At 69.7% G+C, this 19,042-nt stretch carries 17 protein-coding genes and 3 pseudogenes; 11 read left to right on the top strand and 9 right to left on the bottom strand.

Annotated features, from left to right (window positions below; translation table 11 throughout):
• Positions 1-10: 10 nt before the first annotated feature.
• The 3 genes from ACFWBN_RS05850 to ACFWBN_RS05840 all read right to left on the bottom strand — a co-directional run bounded on the left by ACFWBN_RS05850 (position 11) and on the right by ACFWBN_RS05840 (position 3,583).
• Entirely contained in the window at positions 11-1,075 is a 1,065-nt protein-coding gene (locus ACFWBN_RS05850; protein ID WP_385171110.1) for a FecCD family ABC transporter permease, read from the bottom strand.
• Entirely contained in the window at positions 1,072-2,130 is a 1,059-nt protein-coding gene (locus ACFWBN_RS05845) for a FecCD family ABC transporter permease (RefSeq protein WP_385171107.1), read from the bottom strand. Before ACFWBN_RS05845 ends, ACFWBN_RS05850 begins: the two co-directional genes overlap by 4 nt.
• A gap of 97 nt (positions 2,131-2,227) precedes the next feature.
• Positions 2,228-3,583, bottom strand: coding sequence for a lysine N(6)-hydroxylase/L-ornithine N(5)-oxygenase family protein (locus tag ACFWBN_RS05840; RefSeq protein WP_385171104.1), 1,356 nt, complete (start codon positions 3,581-3,583; stop codon positions 2,228-2,230).
• A 221-nt stretch (positions 3,584-3,804) separates the two neighbouring features.
• Between ACFWBN_RS05840 and ACFWBN_RS05835 the strand changes: the two genes are divergently transcribed.
• Positions 3,805-4,752, top strand: a complete 948-nt coding sequence (locus ACFWBN_RS05835) for a methionyl-tRNA formyltransferase (RefSeq protein ID WP_385171101.1) — start codon at positions 3,805-3,807, stop codon at positions 4,750-4,752.
• Between the two features lie 36 nt (positions 4,753-4,788).
• Here ACFWBN_RS05835 and ACFWBN_RS05830 read toward each other — a convergent pair whose 3' ends face one another.
• Positions 4,789-5,646, bottom strand: a complete 858-nt coding sequence (locus ACFWBN_RS05830; RefSeq protein ID WP_385171098.1) for a 2OG-Fe(II) oxygenase — start codon at positions 5,644-5,646, stop codon at positions 4,789-4,791.
• 246 nt (positions 5,647-5,892) lie between these two features.
• Here ACFWBN_RS05830 and ACFWBN_RS05825 point away from each other — a divergent pair, with 246 nt between their 5' ends.
• From ACFWBN_RS05825 to ACFWBN_RS05810, 4 genes are all read left to right on the top strand, one after another.
• Complete coding sequence (locus ACFWBN_RS05825) at positions 5,893-6,780, top strand: LysR family transcriptional regulator (RefSeq protein ID WP_385171253.1); 888 nt, start codon at positions 5,893-5,895, stop codon at positions 6,778-6,780.
• 274 nt (positions 6,781-7,054) lie between these two features.
• On the top strand, positions 7,055-7,732 hold the full coding sequence (locus ACFWBN_RS05820; protein WP_385171095.1) for a hemerythrin domain-containing protein: 678 nt from the start codon (positions 7,055-7,057) through the stop codon (positions 7,730-7,732).
• Positions 7,733-7,805: 73 nt separating this feature from the next.
• Positions 7,806-9,116 (top strand): SgcJ/EcaC family oxidoreductase, encoded by a 1,311-nt coding sequence (locus tag ACFWBN_RS05815; RefSeq protein WP_385171093.1) that lies wholly within the window; start codon positions 7,806-7,808, stop codon positions 9,114-9,116.
• 60 nt (positions 9,117-9,176) lie between these two features.
• On the top strand, positions 9,177-9,644 hold the full coding sequence (locus tag ACFWBN_RS05810; protein ID WP_385171091.1) for a MarR family transcriptional regulator: 468 nt from the start codon (positions 9,177-9,179) through the stop codon (positions 9,642-9,644).
• A gap of 207 nt (positions 9,645-9,851) precedes the next feature.
• On the opposite strand, the gene ACFWBN_RS05805 is transcribed toward ACFWBN_RS05810, so the two are convergent.
• On the bottom strand, positions 9,852-10,547 hold the full coding sequence (locus ACFWBN_RS05805; RefSeq protein WP_385171088.1) for a response regulator: 696 nt from the start codon (positions 10,545-10,547) through the stop codon (positions 9,852-9,854).
• The gene (locus ACFWBN_RS05800) at positions 10,538-12,307 is read right to left on the bottom strand and encodes a sensor histidine kinase (RefSeq protein ID WP_385171085.1); all 1,770 of its coding nucleotides are present in this window, start codon (positions 12,305-12,307) and stop codon (positions 10,538-10,540) included. The genes ACFWBN_RS05805 and ACFWBN_RS05800 overlap by 10 nt, the downstream gene beginning before the upstream one ends.
• A 234-nt stretch (positions 12,308-12,541) precedes the next feature.
• Here ACFWBN_RS05800 and ACFWBN_RS05795 point away from each other — a divergent pair, with 234 nt between their 5' ends.
• The 4 genes and pseudogenes from ACFWBN_RS05795 to ACFWBN_RS05780 all read left to right on the top strand — a co-directional run bounded on the left by ACFWBN_RS05795 (position 12,542) and on the right by ACFWBN_RS05780 (position 14,754).
• Positions 12,542-12,748: a hypothetical protein gene (locus ACFWBN_RS05795; RefSeq protein WP_385171083.1), complete on the top strand. Its 207-nt coding sequence runs from the start codon at positions 12,542-12,544 to the stop codon at positions 12,746-12,748.
• Positions 12,749-12,982: 234 nt separating this feature from the next.
• Positions 12,983-13,964 (top strand): annotated as a pseudogene (locus ACFWBN_RS05790) (IS481 family transposase).
• 375 nt (positions 13,965-14,339) lie between these two features.
• Positions 14,340-14,520, top strand: a pseudogene (locus ACFWBN_RS05785) (transposase); the annotation flags it as partial.
• Positions 14,521-14,538: 18 nt separating this feature from the next.
• Complete coding sequence (locus ACFWBN_RS05780) at positions 14,539-14,754, top strand: hypothetical protein (RefSeq protein ID WP_385171256.1); 216 nt, start codon at positions 14,539-14,541, stop codon at positions 14,752-14,754.
• Between the two features lie 39 nt (positions 14,755-14,793).
• Here ACFWBN_RS05780 and ACFWBN_RS05775 read toward each other — a convergent pair whose 3' ends face one another.
• Positions 14,794-15,222 (bottom strand): hypothetical protein, encoded by a 429-nt coding sequence (locus tag ACFWBN_RS05775; protein ID WP_385171080.1) that lies wholly within the window; start codon positions 15,220-15,222, stop codon positions 14,794-14,796.
• Positions 15,223-15,683: 461 nt separating this feature from the next.
• The gene (locus ACFWBN_RS05770; RefSeq protein WP_385171077.1) at positions 15,684-16,076 is read right to left on the bottom strand and encodes a hypothetical protein; all 393 of its coding nucleotides are present in this window, start codon (positions 16,074-16,076) and stop codon (positions 15,684-15,686) included.
• A 202-nt stretch (positions 16,077-16,278) separates the two neighbouring features.
• Between ACFWBN_RS05770 and ACFWBN_RS05765 the strand changes: the two genes are divergently transcribed.
• Positions 16,279-17,097 (top strand): PP2C family protein-serine/threonine phosphatase, encoded by an 819-nt coding sequence (locus ACFWBN_RS05765; protein ID WP_385171075.1) that lies wholly within the window; start codon positions 16,279-16,281, stop codon positions 17,095-17,097.
• A 172-nt stretch (positions 17,098-17,269) separates the two neighbouring features.
• Here ACFWBN_RS05765 and ACFWBN_RS05760 read toward each other — a convergent pair.
• Positions 17,270-17,927, bottom strand: a pseudogene (locus ACFWBN_RS05760) (HemK2/MTQ2 family protein methyltransferase); the annotation flags it as partial.
• A 325-nt stretch (positions 17,928-18,252) separates the two neighbouring features.
• Here ACFWBN_RS05760 and ACFWBN_RS05755 point away from each other — a divergent pair.
• Positions 18,253-18,981, top strand: coding sequence for a VOC family protein (locus tag ACFWBN_RS05755; RefSeq protein ID WP_385171072.1), 729 nt, complete (start codon positions 18,253-18,255; stop codon positions 18,979-18,981).
• Positions 18,982-19,042 lie beyond the last annotated feature (61 nt).

The following is a 19,042-nucleotide window of genomic DNA, read 5'->3' as shown; positions in this document are numbered from 1 at the left end:
CATGAGTCACTCAGCGGAGGTTCGCCCGCACCAGGAGATGGACGAGGAAGGGGCCGCCGATCGCGGCGGTGACCACTCCGACCGGGAGGGTGATCGGCAGTGCCGTACGCGCGACCAGGTCCGCGCCGATCAGCAGCAGGGCTCCCACCATGCCGGAGGCCACCATCGGCGGTGTCGGGCACCTCGCCAGACGCATCGCCACCTGCGGTGCCACGAGCGCGACGAACGGGACCGGGCCCGCCGCGCTCACCGCCACGCCGGCCAACAGGACCGCGCACAGCAGCAGAACCGCCCGAACGGCCGAGTACCGGACGCCCAGCCCCGCGGCCACCTCGTCGCCGAGGTGCAGCGGCTTGAACTGGAACGCGGCACCTGCCACGACGACCATCAGGGCGAGCGTGCACCAGAGCGCCACCCGGACCTCGTCCCAGGACCTGTTGTCCAGCGACCCGATCAGCCAGGCCTGGGCCCGGGCCACGTCCCTGATGTCGGCCCGCACCAGCAGCCAGGTCGTGACGGCCTCCATCACGGCGCTCACCGAGATGCCGATGAGGATGAGCCGGAAACCGTCGATCCCGCGCCGCCACGCCAGGAAGTACACGAGGAGCCCCGTGCCGAGGCCGCCCGCGAGCGCCGCCCCGGACAGGCCCACGGAGTTGACGACCGCCGTCGCCGTCCCGCCCGACACCGTCACCAGGAACACCGCGACCGCCCCGGCGCCCCCGGTGATCCCCAGAATGTCCGGACTGGCCAGCGGATTGCGCGCAACGGACTGGGTGATCGCCCCGGACACCCCCAGCGCGACGCCCACGACACACCCGGCCAGGGCCCGCGGCATCCGCAAATCCATGATCACGAACTGGTCCACCTGTTCGCCCCGGCCCAGGATCGTGTTGACCACCTGGGGCAGGCCGATGGGGAAGTCCCCTACGCCGATGGACAGGCAGAACACGAGGAAGGTCCCCGCCGCCAGCAGCGCGGTGACGCACACGAGCCATGGCCGCCACACGAACGACACCCGGCCGAGCCGCACGCCCGGAGCCACCACCGCCGTCTTCACCTCGGTCCCGGTCATGCGCCCTTGAACTTTCCGCGCCACACCAGGACCGCGAAGAACGGCGCACCGAGGAGCGCCACGACGACACCCGCGTCCAGCTCTCCCGGCCGCACCAGCAAGCGGCCCGCGATGTCGCAGACCAGGAGGACGATGGCGCCGAGCAGACCCGCGTACGGCACCAGCCAGCGGTAGTCCGGCCCGGTCAGGTAGCGGGCCACGTGGGCCACCATGAGGCCGAGGAACGCGATGGGGCCGCACGCCGCCGTCGCCGCTCCCGCCAGCAGGGTGATGGCGATGATGCCGACGGTCCGGCTCAGCGCGATGTTCACTCCCAGGCCCCGCGCCACGTCGTCGCCCAGGTTGAGCAGGTTGACGGCCGGCAGCGTGGTCAGCGCCAGGACCAGCCCGACGGCGATGAACGCGGTCACGGGCCAGATGACCTCGAACCCGACGCCGGCCACGGAGCCCGCGTTCCAGAAGCGCAGCGCGTTCAGCGACGCCTGGTCCGACAGCGCGACCGCCGTGGTCATCGCCGCGAGGAACACCGTGACCCCCTGCCCGGCCAGCGCGAGCGTCAGCGGATTGCCGGCCCCCCGGCCGATGCTCGCCAGCCCGAACACGACGACGCCGGCGACCGCCGCGCCCAGGAAGGCGAACCAGACGTACTGGAACGGGTTGGCGAACCCGAACAGGGCGATCACCGTGACGACGGCGAACGAGGCCCCGGAGTTCACCCCGAGCAGGCCCGTATCGGCGATCGGATTGCGCGTGTACCCCTGGATCAGCGCCCCGCCGACCCCCAGGGCCACGCCTGCCACGACCGCGAGCACCGTCCGGGGCACCCGTACGGTCTGCACGATGAGCCTGATCTCGGTGAGCCGCCGGTCGGCGTCCGGCGCGGCGAGCAACCCGTGCCACACCTCGGCGGGACTCAGTGCGCGTGCACCGACGGCCAACGACACCACCGCTGCGGTCAGGAGGGTCAGCACGAGCGCGGCCGACCCAACAACTCGTCGCCGACGGAGCCCTGTTGTGCCTTTGGGCACGGGGCGCTCGACTGCAATCGTGCCCATGTCGCTGTACGTTGTCCCTTCGCTCCGCCGGCGAAACATCGCCGGTGGCACCGGCCGCCGAGCGGCGGCGTGAGGCCCGAACGGGTGGTCGGGCCGGTCAGCGGGCCGCGCTGCCCGTCCCGTCGGCGACCGAACGGACCTCGTCGGGACCGGACTTGAGGCCCCGGTCGAGGAGCGAGTCGAGGATCTCGCCCACCCTGATGGCGGTGTTGGACAGCAGGGACGACGTGATGCCGTGCGTGTGCTCCGTGCCGCCCTGCACGTAGATGCCGCAGCGCAGTTCGGGGTCGGTCACGATGCGGTAGTCGCGCTCGACGCGGACGCGGTCCTCGTCGTCGCGCAGGCAGCGGTCGGCGACCTCGCCGAGGAGGCCGAGCGGGTCGGCGGGGCGGTAGCCGGTGGCGAAGACCACCACGTCCGCGTCCAGCGGGGTCTCCTCCCCGGTGACGAGGGACCGGACGGTGGCGCGGACCCGGGCCTGCGTCTCCCTGACATCGGTCAGCCGGGAGACGTTGAGGAAGCGCAGGCGCTCGGTGCCGAGGACCTTCTCCTGGTACATCTGCCGGTACAGGTCGTCGATCAGGTCGATGTCCACCACGGAGTAGTTGGTGTTGCCGTGGTAGTCCATCAGCCTGCGCTTGACGTTCTCGGGCGCGGTGAAGAAGTCGCCCACCGCCTCCGGGTCGAAGATCCGGTTGGCGAAGCTGCTGTCGTCGGCGGGGCTGTAGCCGTAGCGCGAGAAGACGGCGCAGACTTCGGCCTCGGGGAAGCGGCGGTGCAGATAGGCGACGTTCTCGGCGGCGCTCTGCCCGGCGCCCACGACGATGAACCGGGAAGGGGCGGCACCCTCCAAAGCGTCGACCTTCGTCAGCAGGTCGGAGTTGTGCCAGACGCGGTCGGTGCGCTCCACGCCGTCCGGCATGAGCGGGCGCAGTCCGGTGCCGATGACGAGGTTGCGGGCCCGGTGGAGCGCGAGCCCCTCCCCCGACCTGACCGTCACGTCCAGGTGCTCCACGACTCCGTCGCGGACCACGGGCGTGACCCCTACGACCTCGTGGCCGTAGGAGACCATGTCGTCGACCTGGTCCGCGGCCCACTCGAAGTAGTCGTGGAACTCGACCCGCAGCGGGAAGAGGTTCTTGTGGTTGATGAAGTCGACCAGCCGCCCCTTGCTCTTCAGGTAGCACAGGAAGCTGAACTCGCTGGCCGGGTTCCGGAGCGTCACCAGGTCCTTGAGGAAGGACACCTGCATGGTCGCGTCGTCGATGAGCATGCCCCGGTGCCAGCCGAAGCGCGGCTGCTGCTCGAAGAAGTGAGTGGTCATCACCTCTCCTCTGCCGACGTGCGCGTTGTGCTCGCTGACCGCGATCGCCATGGCCACGTTGGACGGCCCGAAGCCGATGCCAATGAGGTCGTGGATCAACGGGGCGTCGCCAGGACGAGCCTGTGCCATGTCACTCCCATCGTGCGGGGGGAAGTCGGGCACGCCGACGGAGCCGCGACCCAAAACTTAGGCAAGGCTAACCTGATTCAGACGGCCCTGTCGATAGGCAACCCGGGCAGTCGAAAATGGAAGTGATCGTCAACTCCCTTACGCATAGGCACCGTTGCACACTTAGGCAAGCCTTGCTTTACTCGACTTCGGCCAACCCCCCTGCTCCGAGGAGGAACCCCATGCGGGTCGTCATGTTCGGCTACCAGACCTGGGGGCACCGCACCCTGCAAGCCCTCCTGGACTCCGAGCACGACGTGGTACTGGTCGTGACGCATCCCAAGAGCGAGCACGCCTACGAGAAGATCTGGAGCGACTCCGTCGCCGACCTCGCCGAAGAGCACGGCGTCCCGGTGCTGATCCGCAACCGCCCCGACGACGACGAGCTGTTGGCGCGCCTCAAGGAGGCCGACCCCGACATCATCGTGGCCAACAACTGGCGGACCTGGCTCCCCCCGCGCGTCTTCAACCTCCCGCGCCACGGCACGCTCAACATCCACGACGCCCTGCTGCCGAAGTACGCCGGCTTCTCCCCGCTGATCTGGGCCCTGATCAACGGCGAGACCGAAGTGGGCGTCACCGCGCACATGATGAACGACGAACTCGACGCCGGCGACATCGTGCGGCAGGAGGCGGTACCGGTAGGGCCGACGGACACCGCCACCGACCTCTTCCACCGCACCGTCGACCTGATCGCCCCGGTCACCGTCGGCGCGCTCGACCTCATCGCCTCCGGACGGACGCAGTTCACCCGGCAGGACCGCTCTCAGGCCAGCTTCTTCCACAAGCGGTCCATCGAGGACAGCCGCATCGACTGGACCTGGCCCGCGGAGGACCTGGACCGCCTGGTCCGCGCCCAGTCCGAGCCCTACCCCAGCGCCTTCACCTTCCACAAGGGCAACCGGCTGGAGGTCCTGTCCGCCTGTGTGTCCCGGGGCCGGTACGGCGGCACGCCCGGCCGCGTCTTCTACCGCGAGGGCGACGGCGTGGTGATCGTCGCGGGCGCCGACGCCCGCACCGGCCGCAACCACGGGCTGGCCATCACCCGCGTACGGACCGAGGACGGCCGGGAGCTGCCCGCGACCGAGTACTTCACCTCCATGGGCGGGTATCTGACGGGGCGGCCCTGACGCGCCGGACCCGCGACCCCGCTTCCGAGACCGCGATCAGGGCGTCGTGCGGGGGCCGGGAAGGGTGAGCCGGGTCGCGGGGTCGGCGGCCGGCAGGGCTACGGGGCGGGCACCGTCGTGGTCCCGCGTGATGTCCGTGAGCGGGCGGGTGCGTTCGGCCGCCCGGGCCAGCCACTGCCAGATCCGGGGCGAGGTGTCCGGCACCGGAGCCGCGGACCCGCTGTCGCTGATCCACGTCGTGAGGGTGAACCGGTGATCGGCGAACCGCCCGCTCGGGCAGGTGGACGGGACGACCTCGTGGAAGGCGGCGGCCGGGAAGAACACGATGGTGTCGTGCTCGGGCTCGATGGTGCGGTAGGACTCCGCCGGCTGCGCCCCGCCACCGCCGAGCAGGGTGTCGTACAGCCGGAGTTGGCCGCCCTCGAAGCCGCGGGGCTTGCGGTGGAGGTAGTACACCGCCGACAGGGCCGTGCCGACGTCGCGGACCCGTGAGGCGTCGGTGTGCACGCCGTAGTGGCCCCCTTCGCCGTGCGCCGTCAGGACCGTCAAGGTCTGCGTGAGGGCGGCCTGGTGACCGAGGAGCTCTTGGACCAGCGGCAGGCAGTCGGCGAGGTGCGCGCTGAACACGGAGCTGGTCACGGGCAGGACGAGCGAGCTGCGGCCTTTGTGGGAGACCTGGCCCGACAGGGGGTCCAGGACTGTCCCCGCGTTGAAGTCGTCCTGCCGGGAGATCGCGTACTCCAGCAGCGAGCCGGCACGTTCCGCGCCGAGGAAGTTCTCGAAGCGGCAGACCGGCGCCGGCGCCACGGGGGTCGTGGACCACCGGTCGGAGGGAGGCAAGGCCTGGGTGCCGATTTCCGTCGGCATGGCCGGTTCCATCGCGTATCCACTCATGGCCCGGAACCGTACGCGGGGCGGGCGCCGGCACCGAGGGGACACATGGGGCGCACAGGAGTACGCCGCCCCGTTCCTTGTGCGGCCCCCCACGGGCCGCGCTGCCCCGGAGCCGGCAGGAGTTCGCCGTCCGGCACACCGGCTCCGGTCTCTGCTCCTGCGCGCGGAACCGTGATCAACATATACTTCTGCGGTTCGACAGCCTCTGGGGGCTGGCTTGTCGGCGGAGAAGGGCACGGGGGCGTGATGGAGCTGCGGGACATCGAGATATTCCTGGTCCTGGCTGACGAGTTGCACTTCGGCCGGACCGCCGAGCGGCTCTTGGTCTCCCAGGCACGGGTCAGCCAGGCCATCAGAAAACAGGAACGGCGCATCGGCGCCGCGCTGTTCGAGCGCACCAGCCGCAGTGTGCGCCTGACCAGCGTCGGACGCCAGCTGCGCGACGACCTGCAGCCGGTCTATGCGGGCCTGCACGCGTCCCTGGAACGCGCCCGGCTGACGGCCCGCGGTGTCACCGGCCGGCTTCGCGTCGGCATGATGCCGTTCAACCTCGTCGACATACACCCCTACTGGAAAGCCTTCCGCTCGCGGTATCCCCAGTGGGAGCTGGAGATTCGCCAGCTGGAGTACGTGGATCCGTTCGGCCGGCTCCGTGACGACGACATGGACGTCCTCGTCACCTGGCTGCCCGTGGAGGAACCGGACCTCACCGTCGGTCCGGTCCTGTTCACGGATCCCCGGATCCTCGCCGTGGCCGCCGACCACGAGCTCGCCCGGCGAACGTCGGCGCGGCTGGAGATGTTCGCCGACTTCCAACACGTCGTCGCACCCGCCATGCCGGACTACTGGGAGGACAGCTACCTGCCGTTCCACACTCCCCAGGGCCGGCCGATCGAGCGTGGGCGCCCCGTGACCAACGCGGGGGAGCTGATCAACCGGGTCGGCATGGGTGAGATCATCCACAGCTTTCCCAGTCACGTCACTCGGCACTGGGGCATGCCGAACATCCGCTGGATACCCGTCACGGACATGGCGGCCCTGTCCTACGCCCTGGTCTGGCGGACCGAGGCGGAGAACGAGCTGATCGGCGCCCTCGCCGACACGGTCCGCGAACTCGGCGCACTACGGTTCTGACGCCGCTCCCGTACGGCGATAACCGTCGAGTTATCGATCAACGCACGAAGCCTGTGTTGATCCGGACACGGCTCTCACGGGAGGCTTTGGGTACCGGGCAGGCTGGTCGTCGAGGGCCTGGCTCCCCCAGCCGTCCTCCCGCCCGGCCACCCTTCCCATGATGCCCCGCTCCGTCAGGCGTGGCTTTCCGCTGCCCCGTTCCCGGAGGATCCGGTCATGACACCACCGCCTGACACGGGCTCACCCGGGCACCGGCACCAGGAGCCAGACAGACGTGCGAGACAGGTTCGACATGACCGTGACGTACGCGATGCACAACGCACTACGAAGGGAGTTGCACCACCTTGCCCGAGCCACCGCCCGCGCCCATCCCGATCCCCGGAACGTCCTGCGCACCGCCGCGGGCTGGAAGCTCTTCCGGAGGGCTTTGCATGCCCACCACGCCGCCGAGGACGACGCGCTGTGGCCCTCCCTGCGCCAGGCCCTGAACGGCCGCCCCTTCTCCCTGGCGCGACTGGAGGCGATCGAGGCCGAGCACGCCGCGCTCGCTCTGCTGCTCGATGCGATCGACCGGACGCTGGCCGGCCCCGATGTCGGGCTCGACCTGTTCGGTGAGCTCACCGGCTCGCTGGTCACCGGCCTCCGCGGACACCTCCGCCACGAGGAGGAAGTCATCTTCCCACTGGTCCAGACCATACTGAGCAAGGAGCAGTGGGACCATTTCGGGCGCGCCCACGCCCGGCGGATCGAGGCCGACGCGGCACGGCTCCTGCCGTGGCTCCTGGACGGCGTCGCCGAGCGGACCGTGGCCGCCATTCTGACGCAGCTCCTGCCCGAGTCCGCGCACCACACGTACGCGGACCGATGGCAGCCCGCCTACGCGGTGCTCGACCGGTGGGGTACCCAGGGCCCTCTGAACGCCACCCGGACCCGGTCGACTTCGTCAGGCTGACCAGCGAGGAATCAAGTCACCCTACCGCCCAACGAGACGTAACGTAACGTCTCACCCTCAAGACAGGAGTGTCATGAAGGTTCTGCTCACCGGTGCCACCGGCTACATCGGCTCCGCCGTCACCGACCACCTCGCCGCGGCCGGCCACCAGGTTGTCGCGCTCACCCGGGGCGCCGAGCCGCAGCCTGGCCGGGGCTGGCACGCCCAGCTGGTCGGCGACACCGCCGACCCGGCCTCCCTGGCCGGTGCGGTGACCGGGGAGATCGAGGCCGTGATCCACCTGGCGCCCCCGAGCGGCGATGCCGAGGTCGACACCGCTGTCATCGAGGCGCTCGCCACTCCCCTGCGCGGCACCGGCCGCCCCTTCGTCTACACCAGCGGCGTCTGGGTGCTCGGCGCCACCGGGGAGGCACAGGAGGTCGGCGAGGACGCCCCGACCAACCCGATCGACCTCGTCGGCCACCGCCCGCGGATCGAGCAGCGGGTGCTGGCCGAGGCCGCCGAGGGCGTGCGCGCGGTCGTCGTACGACCCGGCATCGTGTACGGCCGCGGCGGCGGCATCCCCGCCATCCTGGTCGACCGGGCGCGCCGGCAGGGGGTGCCCGAGTACTTCGGCGAGGAGGGCGTGCGCTGGCCGACCGTTCATGTGGACGACCTGGCCGAGCTGTTCGTGGCCGCCGTCGAGCGGGCCGAGGCCGGCACCGTCTGGCACGGCGTCGGCGAGCCGGCCGTCGCGGTCCGTGACCTCGCCCGGGCCGCCGGACGCGCGGCCGGAGTGCTCGCCGCCCCGCACGCGGTGCCGGTGGAGCAGGCCGCCGAGGACTTCGGCCCGCTCTTCGCGGACGCGCTCGCCCTCGACCAGAGCGTCAGCGGCGCCGCCGCCCGTACCGCGCTCGGCTGGCGGCCGGCCCGGCCGGGCGCCGTGGCCGAGCTGGTGTCCGGCTCGTACCGGCCGGTCGAGGTGTTCGGCGCCGCGGACGGCCCCGGGACCGACGCCGAGGTCGCCGAGATCCGCCGCCTGGTCGCCGAGGTCGAACACGCCCAGCAGAACGAGCTGGTCGACCACTTCCTGAGTGTCTTCCGCCAGGAGGACCCGGTGTGGACCACCGGCCACGGCGAGCGGCTGTCGGGCTTCGAAGAGATCGCGGCCTTCACCCAGAAGGTGCTGCCCGGTGCGACGGCCGAGTCCACCGCCGTCTACGACGTAGAGCGCGTGCTGTTCCTGCGGCCCGACGTCGCCGCGGTGAACGTCCGCCAGCAGCCCGTCCACCACGACGGCACCCGGATCACCGACCGGCCCGAAGGCCGCCCCTTCTACGTCCTGGTCAAGGAGGACGGCACCTGGCGCGTCGGCGCCGCCCAGAACACCATCGTGGCCGACTGACCGCCCTGCACGGCTCGCGGTGCAGAATTCTCGCTCGAAAGAGCAGGGAGGGAACATTTCATGACGACCCAGCAGATGTCCGATGCGGAACTCGCCGGACAGCCCGCCGCGTACTGGACCGGTGTCGCCTACGAGGCGCTGATCGCGTTCACCCGGGCCCGGCAGCTCGAAAAGGGCTACACCCAGCCCCAGTTCTGGCTGCTGCGCAACCTGTCGGCGAACGACATCTCGCCCGATGGCGAGGGAATGACCGTGGCCGAGCTGCGGGAGGCGATGAAGTCGTACATCCGGCCCGAGGACGACTTGGCGGCAGACTCCGCGATGCTCGAGGAGCGCGGCTGGCTGAGGCGGGACGCCGAGGACCGGCTGTGGCTCACGGAGGAGGGGGAGCGGGCCCGGGTGGATCTTGCACGCAATGCGCCCGCGATCCGTGCCGCCCTCCACGAGGGCATCGATGACGCGGACTACGTCGTCGCGCTGAAGGTGCTCGGTCAGCTGATCCGCAACGCGGGCGCGACGACCCCCTGACAGCCCGACGGGCCTTGGACGCCCCGCCTTCGGCGAGCCGGCACGGGGGCGCGGTCGGTCAGCCCGGCCCACCCGGGCCGGAGCTGACCGGCCTGGGCCCGCCTGGCCCGTGCAGCTCGACCTCGCGAGGCCGGGCTCTCCCGCCGGCGTCCCCGCAGCGTCGTCGTCAGGGCTGAACAGGCCCCACGATCCAGGGGTGTCCGGCGATCAGGGCAGGGAGCGCCCCCACCGCAGAAAGGCGAGGATGGCCATGACGCGACCGTTGACCACGGGCTTTCCCTTCTCGTCCCTGGGGAGTTCGGTGAGCTCCAGTTTGCGGTAGATGGAGGTGATGATCCCCTCGACTGTTTTGGGAACGTAGGAGAGCGTCGCGGCGATGGCGGTGTTGCTGAGTCCCCATGCCATGAGTTCGAGAACCCGCCGCTCTGTGGGGCTCAGCCGGTCGATGGGGTCGTTGTGACGTTTACGCCCAAGGAGAGCCTTGACCAGTGTCTGGTCGATCCTGGTACCACCGTGGGCCACGTCCCGGATCGCCTGCACCAAGCTGTCCATGTCTTCGACCCGTCCCTTGAGCTGATATCCCACCGGACCGTCGAGGGCGGCGATCTCCTGGGCCCAGGACACCTCCTGGTACTGGGAGAGAGCGAGAATCGGCAAGTCGGGGTGACGGTGCCGCAATTCACGCGCGGCTGTCAGCCCCGCGTCGCCCTCAGGAGGCTGGGAAGGGGTGGGAGGCATGGCGATGTCTATGATCACGATGTCGGGAGTGCACTGCTCGACGAGTTCCAGAAGCTCTGAGGTCGTCGCGGCCTGCCCTGCCACCTCGACGTCGCCGTAGTCGAGGAGGGCGCGGACCAGCAGATCGCGATACAGGCCACTGTCTTCTGCGAGGACTATGCGCATGGCAGTACCACCTTGAGTGTCGTGCCACCCTGAGGTGGGCTGTCGATGGTGAAGGTACCGCCGTGGACCGTCGCGCGTTCCCGCATGCCGCGCAGACCCCTGCCATGGGGACGGTGGGTGGCTCCGCCCCGTCCGTCATCGTGGACCTCCAGAGCGAGCCGGCCCTCCGCGTCGGCGATGACCACGGTGATCTGACTGGCCGCGGCGTGCTTGTGGACGTTGCCCACGGCTTCGCTGATGATGAAGTAGGCCGTCAATTCCACCTCGGCCGGCCAGCGCGTGGGAGCCACGTCGAGGGTCAGCGGGATCGGGGAGTGCTGGACCAGGGGGTCGAGGGCGTCGCGCAGGCCGCGGGCCAGCGCGGAGGGGTAGATGCCTTCGGATACTTCCCGCAGCTCGTTGACGGCCAGGTGCAACGACTCCGCGATGGCGTTCAATTCCTGGACCACCTCGGCGTGGTCCTGGTGTTTGAGGGCCCGGCCGACCAAGTGCTGAAGTGTGCTGAGCCGGTGTTGTGATCCGTCGTGCAGCGCGAGACTGAGGGCGCTGCGGGCGGCCGCTTCGGCTTGCGTGATACCGCGTAGTCTCGCCCGATTGTCGGCCTGCAGGCGGGCGTTGTCGAGGTGGAGCACCGCGGCGGCCACGACGGCATCGAGGAGCTCGCGACGGATCGGTCGCTCTACGAGGAACGCGTCGTGGACCAGATAGGCGAGGGGCTCGCCCGGCGGCCCCACGGGAGTTCTCGCGCGCCCTTCCGACCACAGCGGTGGCGGAGAGGGGAGGCCGCTTTCGTTCACGTAATCGTTGGAGTCCGCGCGCCGGTAGTGGAGTGTGAGCGTGGGATCCTCCAATGCCTCAGCCAGTACGTCCCGCAGTGGTCTTTCCTTGTCCGAGGACAGCTCGGTGAGCATCCGGCTCACGCTCCGGTGTGCGATCTGCACGCGGAGGGATCCGAGCAGTACCGCGCCCCCCAGCACGAGCAGGGAGCAGGTGTAGGCCAGCAGCATCGCGCTGTGGAAGGCGGCCGGTGCTCTCGCCACGGCTGCCAGGCAGCCCGCAGCGAATACCGCGCCGATGAAGGCGACGGCTGCCCAGAACAGTCCGCGTTCCCGCCGCGCGGGCGGAGGCTCGCACCGCCATCTCTGGATGACCAGTACCACGACGACGCAGGCGAGAACGATCGCCGATACGCTCCCCACAGGCGCCCACACGGAGTACTCGGCGTCGGGGTCGCCGGCCATCTGCGGTTGCAAGGGGTCTTCGGTGAGGGTGCGCAGCCCCTGGGTGACGAGGACGACCGCGTACAGGGCGACGACCGTACGCCGTTCGGCCCGACGTCGCAGCCGGCCGTCGGGGTAGGCGAGCAGGAGATGGGCGAGCACGACCGCGTTCAGGTAGAAGAGCCAGAACCCGAGCCCCGCCAGTAGGGCGTGCCCGCTGAACTGCAGGTCACCCAGGTACCAGGTGAATCCCATGGCCACCAAGAGCTTCGCCATGCGCGACCCGCCGGGCTGGCGGGTCCATACGAACAGGCCGGCCGCGAGGAAGAGCACTCCGGCGACTTGCGCAGGGACGGCGACCCACCACGGATAGGGGGTCGTCTGCCAGGAGATCAGGATCGCCGCGACGCAGAACGCGGAGCCGAGCGCCCCGGCAAGGACCGGTTCCGTGAAGTCCGCGCCGGTGGCCGCGTTGTGCCACCGTCCGGAGGGCCGGGCACCGCCCGCTGCGTGCAGGCCGCCGCGATCGTCGAGATCCATGTGTCAACTGTGCAGCCTCGCGGCACTGTTGACCATGACATCAGAGGAACCGGCAGCGGTTCACGGGATACCCCGGCGGCGATCCAGGGTTATCCCTGTCCGAGTGTCGGGCTAAGCCCCATACCGGTTGCCCGGCCGGGTCCGCACACTGAAACCGCGGAAGGCTGTGGAGCCTTCATCGTCGGAGTGGGGGGCGTTCCCGCCGTGAGTAAGTTCGTGAAATTCATCGAAACCGTGGCAGCGATTCTCGGCCTGTGGTCCCTTATCGGGGGAACCGAACAAGTGGTGGAACACGGCTGCTATTGCGTGGCGCCGTGGGAAGCGGAGTACAAGTACTGGGTCACGGCCCGCTTCCGGCCGGTGGACCCCGCCAACGACGGCATCTGCTCCGGCCAGGCATGGGACAACGACTGCTATCCGTCGTACTACTACATGCCGTGAGCTTCGAGGCGGTGTGTGTTCCGGGGTGGTCGGCCCGGGTGATGTCGCGTGCGATGGCAGTACGTGGTGCACGGTCAGCCCCCTGTGGGACTGACCGTGGAACAGCAGCCAGTGGTCGCTGGCGCTAGGTGTATTGATCACGAGCGTTGTTGACACTGGTGAGGTCTTGAACATGGCGAAGACCTCCGGTGTGGTGGGAGCTGTCTAGGAACCCATTGCACGACGGAGGTCTTCGTGTCCCACCGTAATGCCCGGCTGACCGTCTTCGGTAGGCGCTTGCTGGTCGAACGTGTCCGCTCGGGCCGCCCTGTCGCGCATGTCGCGGCCGAGATGGGCATATCGCGGGCCACCGCCCACAAATGGGTCCGCCGCTGGCGCACGGAAGGCGACGCCGGGCTTCACGATCGGTCCAGCCGCCCCCATACGACACCCCACCGGACCTGCCCCGCGGTCGAGTCCCGGGTCTGTGACCTGCGCAGAACCCGCAAGCTCGGCCCGCCCGCATCGGGCCGGTCCTGGGGCTGCCCGCCTCGACCGTGCACCGGATCCTGGCTCGGCACGGCCTGAACCGCCTGGCCTTCCTGGACCGGCCCACCGGCCAGGCCATCCGCCGCTACGAGCGCGCCCGGCCGGGTGAGCTCGTCCACCTCGACATCAAGAAGCTCGGCAACATCCCCGACGGCGGCGGATGGCGGGCCGTGGGGCGAACCGACGGGGACCGCAACCGGCAGGCCACCACCACCGAGCGCAAGAGCTCCACACCAGTGATCGGCTACAGCTACGTCCACTCCGCCGTCGACGACCACTCCCGCCTCGCCTACAGCGAGGTCCTGGCCAACGAACGGCAGGAGACCGCAGCCGGCTTCTGGCAGCGGGCCAACACGTTCTTCCAGGCCCACGGCATCACAGTCGAACGCGTCCTGACCGACAACGGCGCCTGCTACAAATCCAAGCTGTTCACCCAGGCCCTGACCTCGGCGGGCATCACCCACAAACGCATCCGGCCCTACCGGCCACAGACCAACGGCAAGGTCGAACGCTTCAACCGCACCTCCTCGACGAATGGGCCTACCAACGGCCCTACACCTCAAACACCGAGCGGACAGCAGCCCTGGCAGACTTCCTCCACACCTACAACCACCACCGCTGCCACACAGCACTCGGCGGACACCCACCCATCAGCCGCGTAAACAACGCCGCGGGTCAATACAACTAGGCCGTGTCTGACAAATGATCGCCGAGCGTAGACGTGGTGCTCGGCGCAATGTTCTTGCTGTGCTGACGTCGGCCGGCGATTCTGGGTCGATGCCAGGACAGGGGAAGAGGAAGCGGCGGCGAGAGGCGGGGAGGCAGCGACTGGCTGCTCGCACTACGCCGGACGTCGGACAGTGGGAAGTAGTCCTTGAGACAAGGGACCAGGCAGAGTTGCGTGCGCACTTGCGGCGTCTTCGGGAGGCGGGGATCGACGAATCGCTCATCCGGATTGACACGCTGTGTCGACGTCCAGTGGAGCAGAGCACCTATCGGCTGAACCGGTTCGTGGAAAACACCGCTCGCGAGTCGGACCGCGAGGTCTCTGATCATTGATCCCGTGGCAGGTCGAGGTGAGTTGACGGACGCGGCGTGGGAGCGGATGGAACCCTTGTTGCCGCGGGTGGACCGGCGTGGTCGTCCGTGGGGTGACCATCGCCAGGTGGTCAACGGTGTGCTGTGGCGGGTGCGGACCGGGACGCCGTGGCGTGATCTCCCGGAACGGTACGGGCCTTGGCATCGCCGCAGGGATATCCGTCATGGGCGCATGGTGGGTGATGTCGTTCTCGGACGTGCGCGTGCTCAGCTCCACGCCCAGCCCCGACGCGGTGATCACGGGGCTGCTCGCGGTGTCCATGGAGTGGCTGTCGATCGACGGGAGCGGCCGCAGGTACCTGTGTTCGTACTGTGTCTGGGCCGCCGGCCCCCACGGCGGCTCGGGCCGTTCCTGGACTGGTCATACAAGGGCGGCCTGAAGTGGCTGGCCACCACCTCGGCGGCGGAGGTCGACCGGGTCAGCTGAACGGAACGTAGCTCTCGCCGTTGAGGAACAGGTACCCCTGGGGTCCGATCCCCCACAGGTACGTCTGTGGTGATCCCCCCTGGGTGTAGGTCGTGAGGTGGTTCCCGTCGACCGTGAAACGACCGACGATGCGCACATTGCGGATGTCCATCCTGTACGAGCCGTCCGGGTAGAAGCTGTACACCGAGGACTGGAAGCCGTCGGAGCTGCCGCCGCTCCAACTGCCGATCAGGGCGGCCGGGATGCCGGGAACCCGGCCCTGGTCGCCGGAGGTGCCGCCGGCCGAGACACCGGGCCCGCCGTCGCCACCCGCGGTGCCATCCGTACCGCCCCCGCCCCCACCCCCACCACAGCCGCCGAGGGTGAGCAGTGCGCAGAGCACCACCGCGGATACTGCCGCCGTGCGTCGGGTCTTCCTCATGGAGCCTCCAAGCGCTGCGGTAAGCGTTCAGCCCACCGTCGATCCGGCTGCGACCGAGCGCAAGGAGACGACAGAAAGTAACGCATAACGGCCGCATCTGACCGACGGTGTCCGGAAGCTTGAGGAGTTGTTGAGCGGCGCGCCGAACCACCCCATTCCCGAAGAACAGCTCGATCGCCTTCTTCTTGCGGGCGCGGAACTCCTCGAAGTAGCACTTGGAATGCTGCACGAACGCTTCCTCGTCGCGTTCCCGGGTCAGCCAGGTGAACGGTGCGGCTTCGTCCAGAAGCATGCGTGCGCCGAACACGGCGGTGACTGCGGCGTGTTCGTCGTAGGTGGCCATCACGGTGGCGAACGTAGAGCGGGCTCCGGAATAGGCAAGGACACTGGCCAGTTTCGAGTCACCATGGACCGGAGGGGACGGCTTGTTCCACCTCTCACTGGCTCGTGCCAGAACGGCGCTATCCGGCGCTGCGCTTGCCGGGCGGCTCCTGTGGGTCCACGCCCGTCGTGGCGGAGGCGTCCTTCGTTCCGCTGGGCCGCTGGGATCGGCCTCGGGGGCCCAGGTCCTGCATGCCCTTCTCCCCGGAGCCCTTGCTCTGGTCCTCGCCTCGTTTGCCGCGGCTCTTGACCGGGTTGCCGTGGGGGTTTCCGGCTTCTTCCTTGGAGACCGTGCGTTCGGGGCCCTTGGGCGGGGCGTATTTGTCCGGGTGGAAGGAACGGTGGGCGCTCGGGTTCTCCTGCTGACGGGTCTCGTCCACATCCGGGGACCAGCCGTGCTGCTTGGTTCCCTCGTGGGGACTCGGCCCCTTGCCGTGCCTCGGCTGGGACGGCTTCGGCTGCTGCTTCGTCATGGCCTGGCCTGCTGTCTGATTCGGGAGGGGCGCGCCTAGGTACCGGCGCGTCTGCCGTTGGTCTTCTCATGGTCCCACCGTCCACCGAACCGGTCGCGTCGACTCCGGACGAGGCGCCCGGTGAGGCCGCAGCTGTGGTGCGTGCCAGCTCGCTCACCACGCGGTCAGGCGCCCTCTGCGGAGATGGGCGGCGCGCTGCCGCATGGCTCCGCCGCCGGAGCGCCGAAGCCGGTCGAACAGCTCCGCAGCGAGGTCCAGGTCCCCGGTCGCAGCCGGCCCGGGCGCCGCGCGTTCCAGCAGCCGCTGCGCCAGCAGCAGAGCCGGTATGTGCCCTCCCCGAGCGGGATCGAGGCCTCGCCGGTCAGCCCGCGATGGGCTGCGAGGGCGTGGGCAGCGTGGAATCGGCGGTCGGGGAGGTCCGGGGGCGGGCGACATCACCGGCCACGACATGCACGCCTCGACGATCATGGGCCAGGTCCGCAGCATGCTGCGGCAGGCCACCCTCGACCATCCTCCCTACAGTCCCGTCACCGCGCCTCCCTACAGTCCCTTCACCGCGCTGACCGCCCTCGACGCGGCCTGCTCGGCCCTGCCCATGGAGACCAGCGGCACCCTGGTGCACGCCCGCCTCGACCCCGTCGACGGCAGCCCCGACTGGACCCTGACCTGGTCCAACGCCGACCACCCGCGACCCCTGCTCCGCACTCCAGATGGGCATGTGACCCAGCTGGTCGAGCACGACGTACTGCTGCACCGCTCGCTCGGTCCGTTCGACCGCACGGAGCACCGACGCCCCCTGCCTCCAGGCTCGACGCTCCTGCTGTACACCGACGGGCTCGTCAAACGCCGCGGCCATGACATGGACGCCGCCGTCGCGCAGCTCATCGGCCTGCTCGCCCGCCACGGGCACCGACCGCTGGACGAACTGCTCCGCCGGATCATCAACCGGCTGGCAGACCCCGCGCCCGAGGACGATGTCGTCCTGCTCTCCGTGCGCACCCCCGCAATCGCGCAGCCATAGAGACCGCGGGTACGGCGCCCGGCTTCGCTTGCCGGTTCACCATGGGGGTAGGCGCCAGCCGTACCCAACGCCTGCCTGGGCGCGGGCCCCGTTCCCCGTCCGATCTCAGCAGCGTCAACGACAACGGTGCACCATGCGGTTTCCGTTCCACTTCCGCTCCGCCCGAGCCCGGCGCCCTCGGCGCGGGCGACGGCTCCCATTCTTCGGCTTGTGCTGCCAGGCCCTGCTGTTCCAGCCAGGATCGTCGCGACCGCAGGACGGGACCCCACGGCACGGAGGCCGTCGCCGTGATCTCGGCGGCCGGCCCTGCCCTCGCCAGCCGGTCGAGGGTTTCGTCAGCACCGCACATCCCCGAGTGCACCATGAGCAGGATTCCGGCGGGCCGCAGTAGGGCCGGGGCGTCCGAGCAGATCCGGTCGATGACCGCGCGCCCGTCGAGTCCGGCGTCCCAGGCCCGTTCCGGCCCATGCGAGGGTGGTCGGCTGTCCGGGGCGGGGACGTATGGAGGGTTCGAGAAGACGACGTCGAAGCGTCTCCCGTGGTGCGTGCCTCGAAATCGCCGTGCAGGACGCGCAGGGGAAGGTGACGGATCCAGGCGTTCAGCCGTGCCATGGCCACCGCGGGCCAGGAGACGTCGACCGCCGTGACCTGGGCCCCCTGGTCGCGGCATGCAGGGCCAGGGTGCCGGTGCCGGTACCGATCTCCAGGACCTCCGTACGGGGGCCGAGGTCCTCGTGGGCGAGCTCAGCCGCGAGGAGCCTGGTGTCCGCCTGCGGCTGGTAGACGCTGGGCAGGGCAACAAGGCCCCCGGGCCGCGTGGCCAAGGACAGAGCAATACTGGGAACCCGTACCTCCGATGTCACCTCAGTCGCCGAGCCAGTCACAGCGACTGCCGAGGACCTGCGCCTGCCCTGCACCGGGCGCCCCCATCCGAAGGACCGTCGATCTTCGGAGGATCAGACCAAAACGCTCCCAAGCCGGCGCAAAGCAAAGCGCTCCCCCCAGGGAGCGTCCACGCGTCCACGTCACCGCCTTCACCCACCGGCCGGGCTAGGGTGGGAAAGTCTCATACGAGGTGAGCAGCAGATGAGGCGGCCCGTAACTGTGCCCACGTCAAGCCATGAAGCCATCGGCGCCCCCTGTTGGGTCAGCCTGATGACCGCGGATCTCGATTCCGCTCAGCGGTTCTACGGTGCTGTGCTGGGCTGGACGTTCCGACGGACCCGGCTCGGCGAGCGGCTCTCTTTCGCTTTCCGCGATGGCGCTCCGGTCGCTGGTTTGGGGGCACTCGCCCAGAGCCTTTCGCTGCCCGCCGCCTGGACACCGTATTTCGCGGTCGCCGACGCCGACGTAACAGCCGCGCGTATCCGCGAGCGCGGCGCCACCGTCGCGGTCGGCCCGCTGTCCTTCGGTACGGGCCGTGCCGTCCTGGCCGCCGACCCCGACGGGGCGGTCTTCGGTCTCTGGCAGGGCGAAATTCTCAGGGATTGGGGGGTGGGCCGCGGCACCGCTCCCGCCTTGCTGGAACTCCGTACGCGCGACGCCTTCGCCGCCGCCATCTTCTACGGGGAGGTCCTGGACTGGGTCGGCGAATCGCCCGAATCCTGCGTGGTGGCCTATGAGCACGACCACGTCGTCCTGCGCCACGGCAACGACACAGTGGCACGGATCGGCGGCGGTGCGGTGGACGGGGATCCCGACCCACATGTCCGTCCACGGTGGCACGTCCACTTCCGGGTCCCCGACTTGGAGGCCGCCGTCGAAGCGGCCACCACAGCGGGAGGAAAGGTCGTCTCCCCCGTGGAGACCTCCAGCGCCAGCCGATGGGTCACCCTCCGCGACCCGGAGGGCGCCCTGTTCACAGTGCTGGCACCACAGGGGTGACACCACCCTGCGGGCGCGAGAAGGCTGCACAGGGGCCAAGCTCAGAAGGTCACGGTCAGAG

The sequence above is a fragment of the Streptomyces sp. NPDC059989 genome, from assembly GCF_042736975.1.
GTDB lineage: Bacteria > Actinomycetota > Actinomycetes > Streptomycetales > Streptomycetaceae > Streptomyces.
The sequence above is the reverse complement of the archived record's forward strand: the minus strand, read 5'-3'. Positions and strand labels throughout refer to the sequence as shown.

Coding starts and splice junctions, on each gene's coding strand:
- ACFWBN_RS05850 (WP_385171110.1), bottom strand. CDS start 1,075: ATGACCGGGACCGAGGTGAAGACGGCGGTGGTGGCTCCGGGCGTGCGG.
- ACFWBN_RS05845 (WP_385171107.1), bottom strand. CDS start 2,130: ATGGGCACGATTGCAGTCGAGCGCCCCGTGCCCAAAGGCACAACAGGG.
- ACFWBN_RS05840 (WP_385171104.1), bottom strand. CDS start 3,583: ATGGCACAGGCTCGTCCTGGCGACGCCCCGTTGATCCACGACCTCATT.
- ACFWBN_RS05835 (WP_385171101.1), top strand. CDS start 3,805: ATGCGGGTCGTCATGTTCGGCTACCAGACCTGGGGGCACCGCACCCTG.
- ACFWBN_RS05830 (WP_385171098.1), bottom strand. CDS start 5,646: ATGAGTGGATACGCGATGGAACCGGCCATGCCGACGGAAATCGGCACC.
- ACFWBN_RS05825 (WP_385171253.1), top strand. CDS start 5,893: ATGGAGCTGCGGGACATCGAGATATTCCTGGTCCTGGCTGACGAGTTG.
- ACFWBN_RS05815 (WP_385171093.1), top strand. CDS start 7,806: ATGAAGGTTCTGCTCACCGGTGCCACCGGCTACATCGGCTCCGCCGTC.
- ACFWBN_RS05810 (WP_385171091.1), top strand. CDS start 9,177: ATGACGACCCAGCAGATGTCCGATGCGGAACTCGCCGGACAGCCCGCC.
- ACFWBN_RS05805 (WP_385171088.1), bottom strand. CDS start 10,547: ATGCGCATAGTCCTCGCAGAAGACAGTGGCCTGTATCGCGATCTGCTG.
- ACFWBN_RS05800 (WP_385171085.1), bottom strand. CDS start 12,307: ATGGATCTCGACGATCGCGGCGGCCTGCACGCAGCGGGCGGTGCCCGG.
- ACFWBN_RS05780 (WP_385171256.1), top strand. CDS start 14,539: ATGGGCGCATGGTGGGTGATGTCGTTCTCGGACGTGCGCGTGCTCAGC.
- ACFWBN_RS05775 (WP_385171080.1), bottom strand. CDS start 15,222: ATGAGGAAGACCCGACGCACGGCGGCAGTATCCGCGGTGGTGCTCTGC.
- ACFWBN_RS05770 (WP_385171077.1), bottom strand. CDS start 16,076: ATGACGAAGCAGCAGCCGAAGCCGTCCCAGCCGAGGCACGGCAAGGGG.
- ACFWBN_RS05765 (WP_385171075.1), top strand. CDS start 16,279: ATGGCTCCGCCGCCGGAGCGCCGAAGCCGGTCGAACAGCTCCGCAGCG.
- ACFWBN_RS05755 (WP_385171072.1), top strand. CDS start 18,253: ATGACCGCGGATCTCGATTCCGCTCAGCGGTTCTACGGTGCTGTGCTG.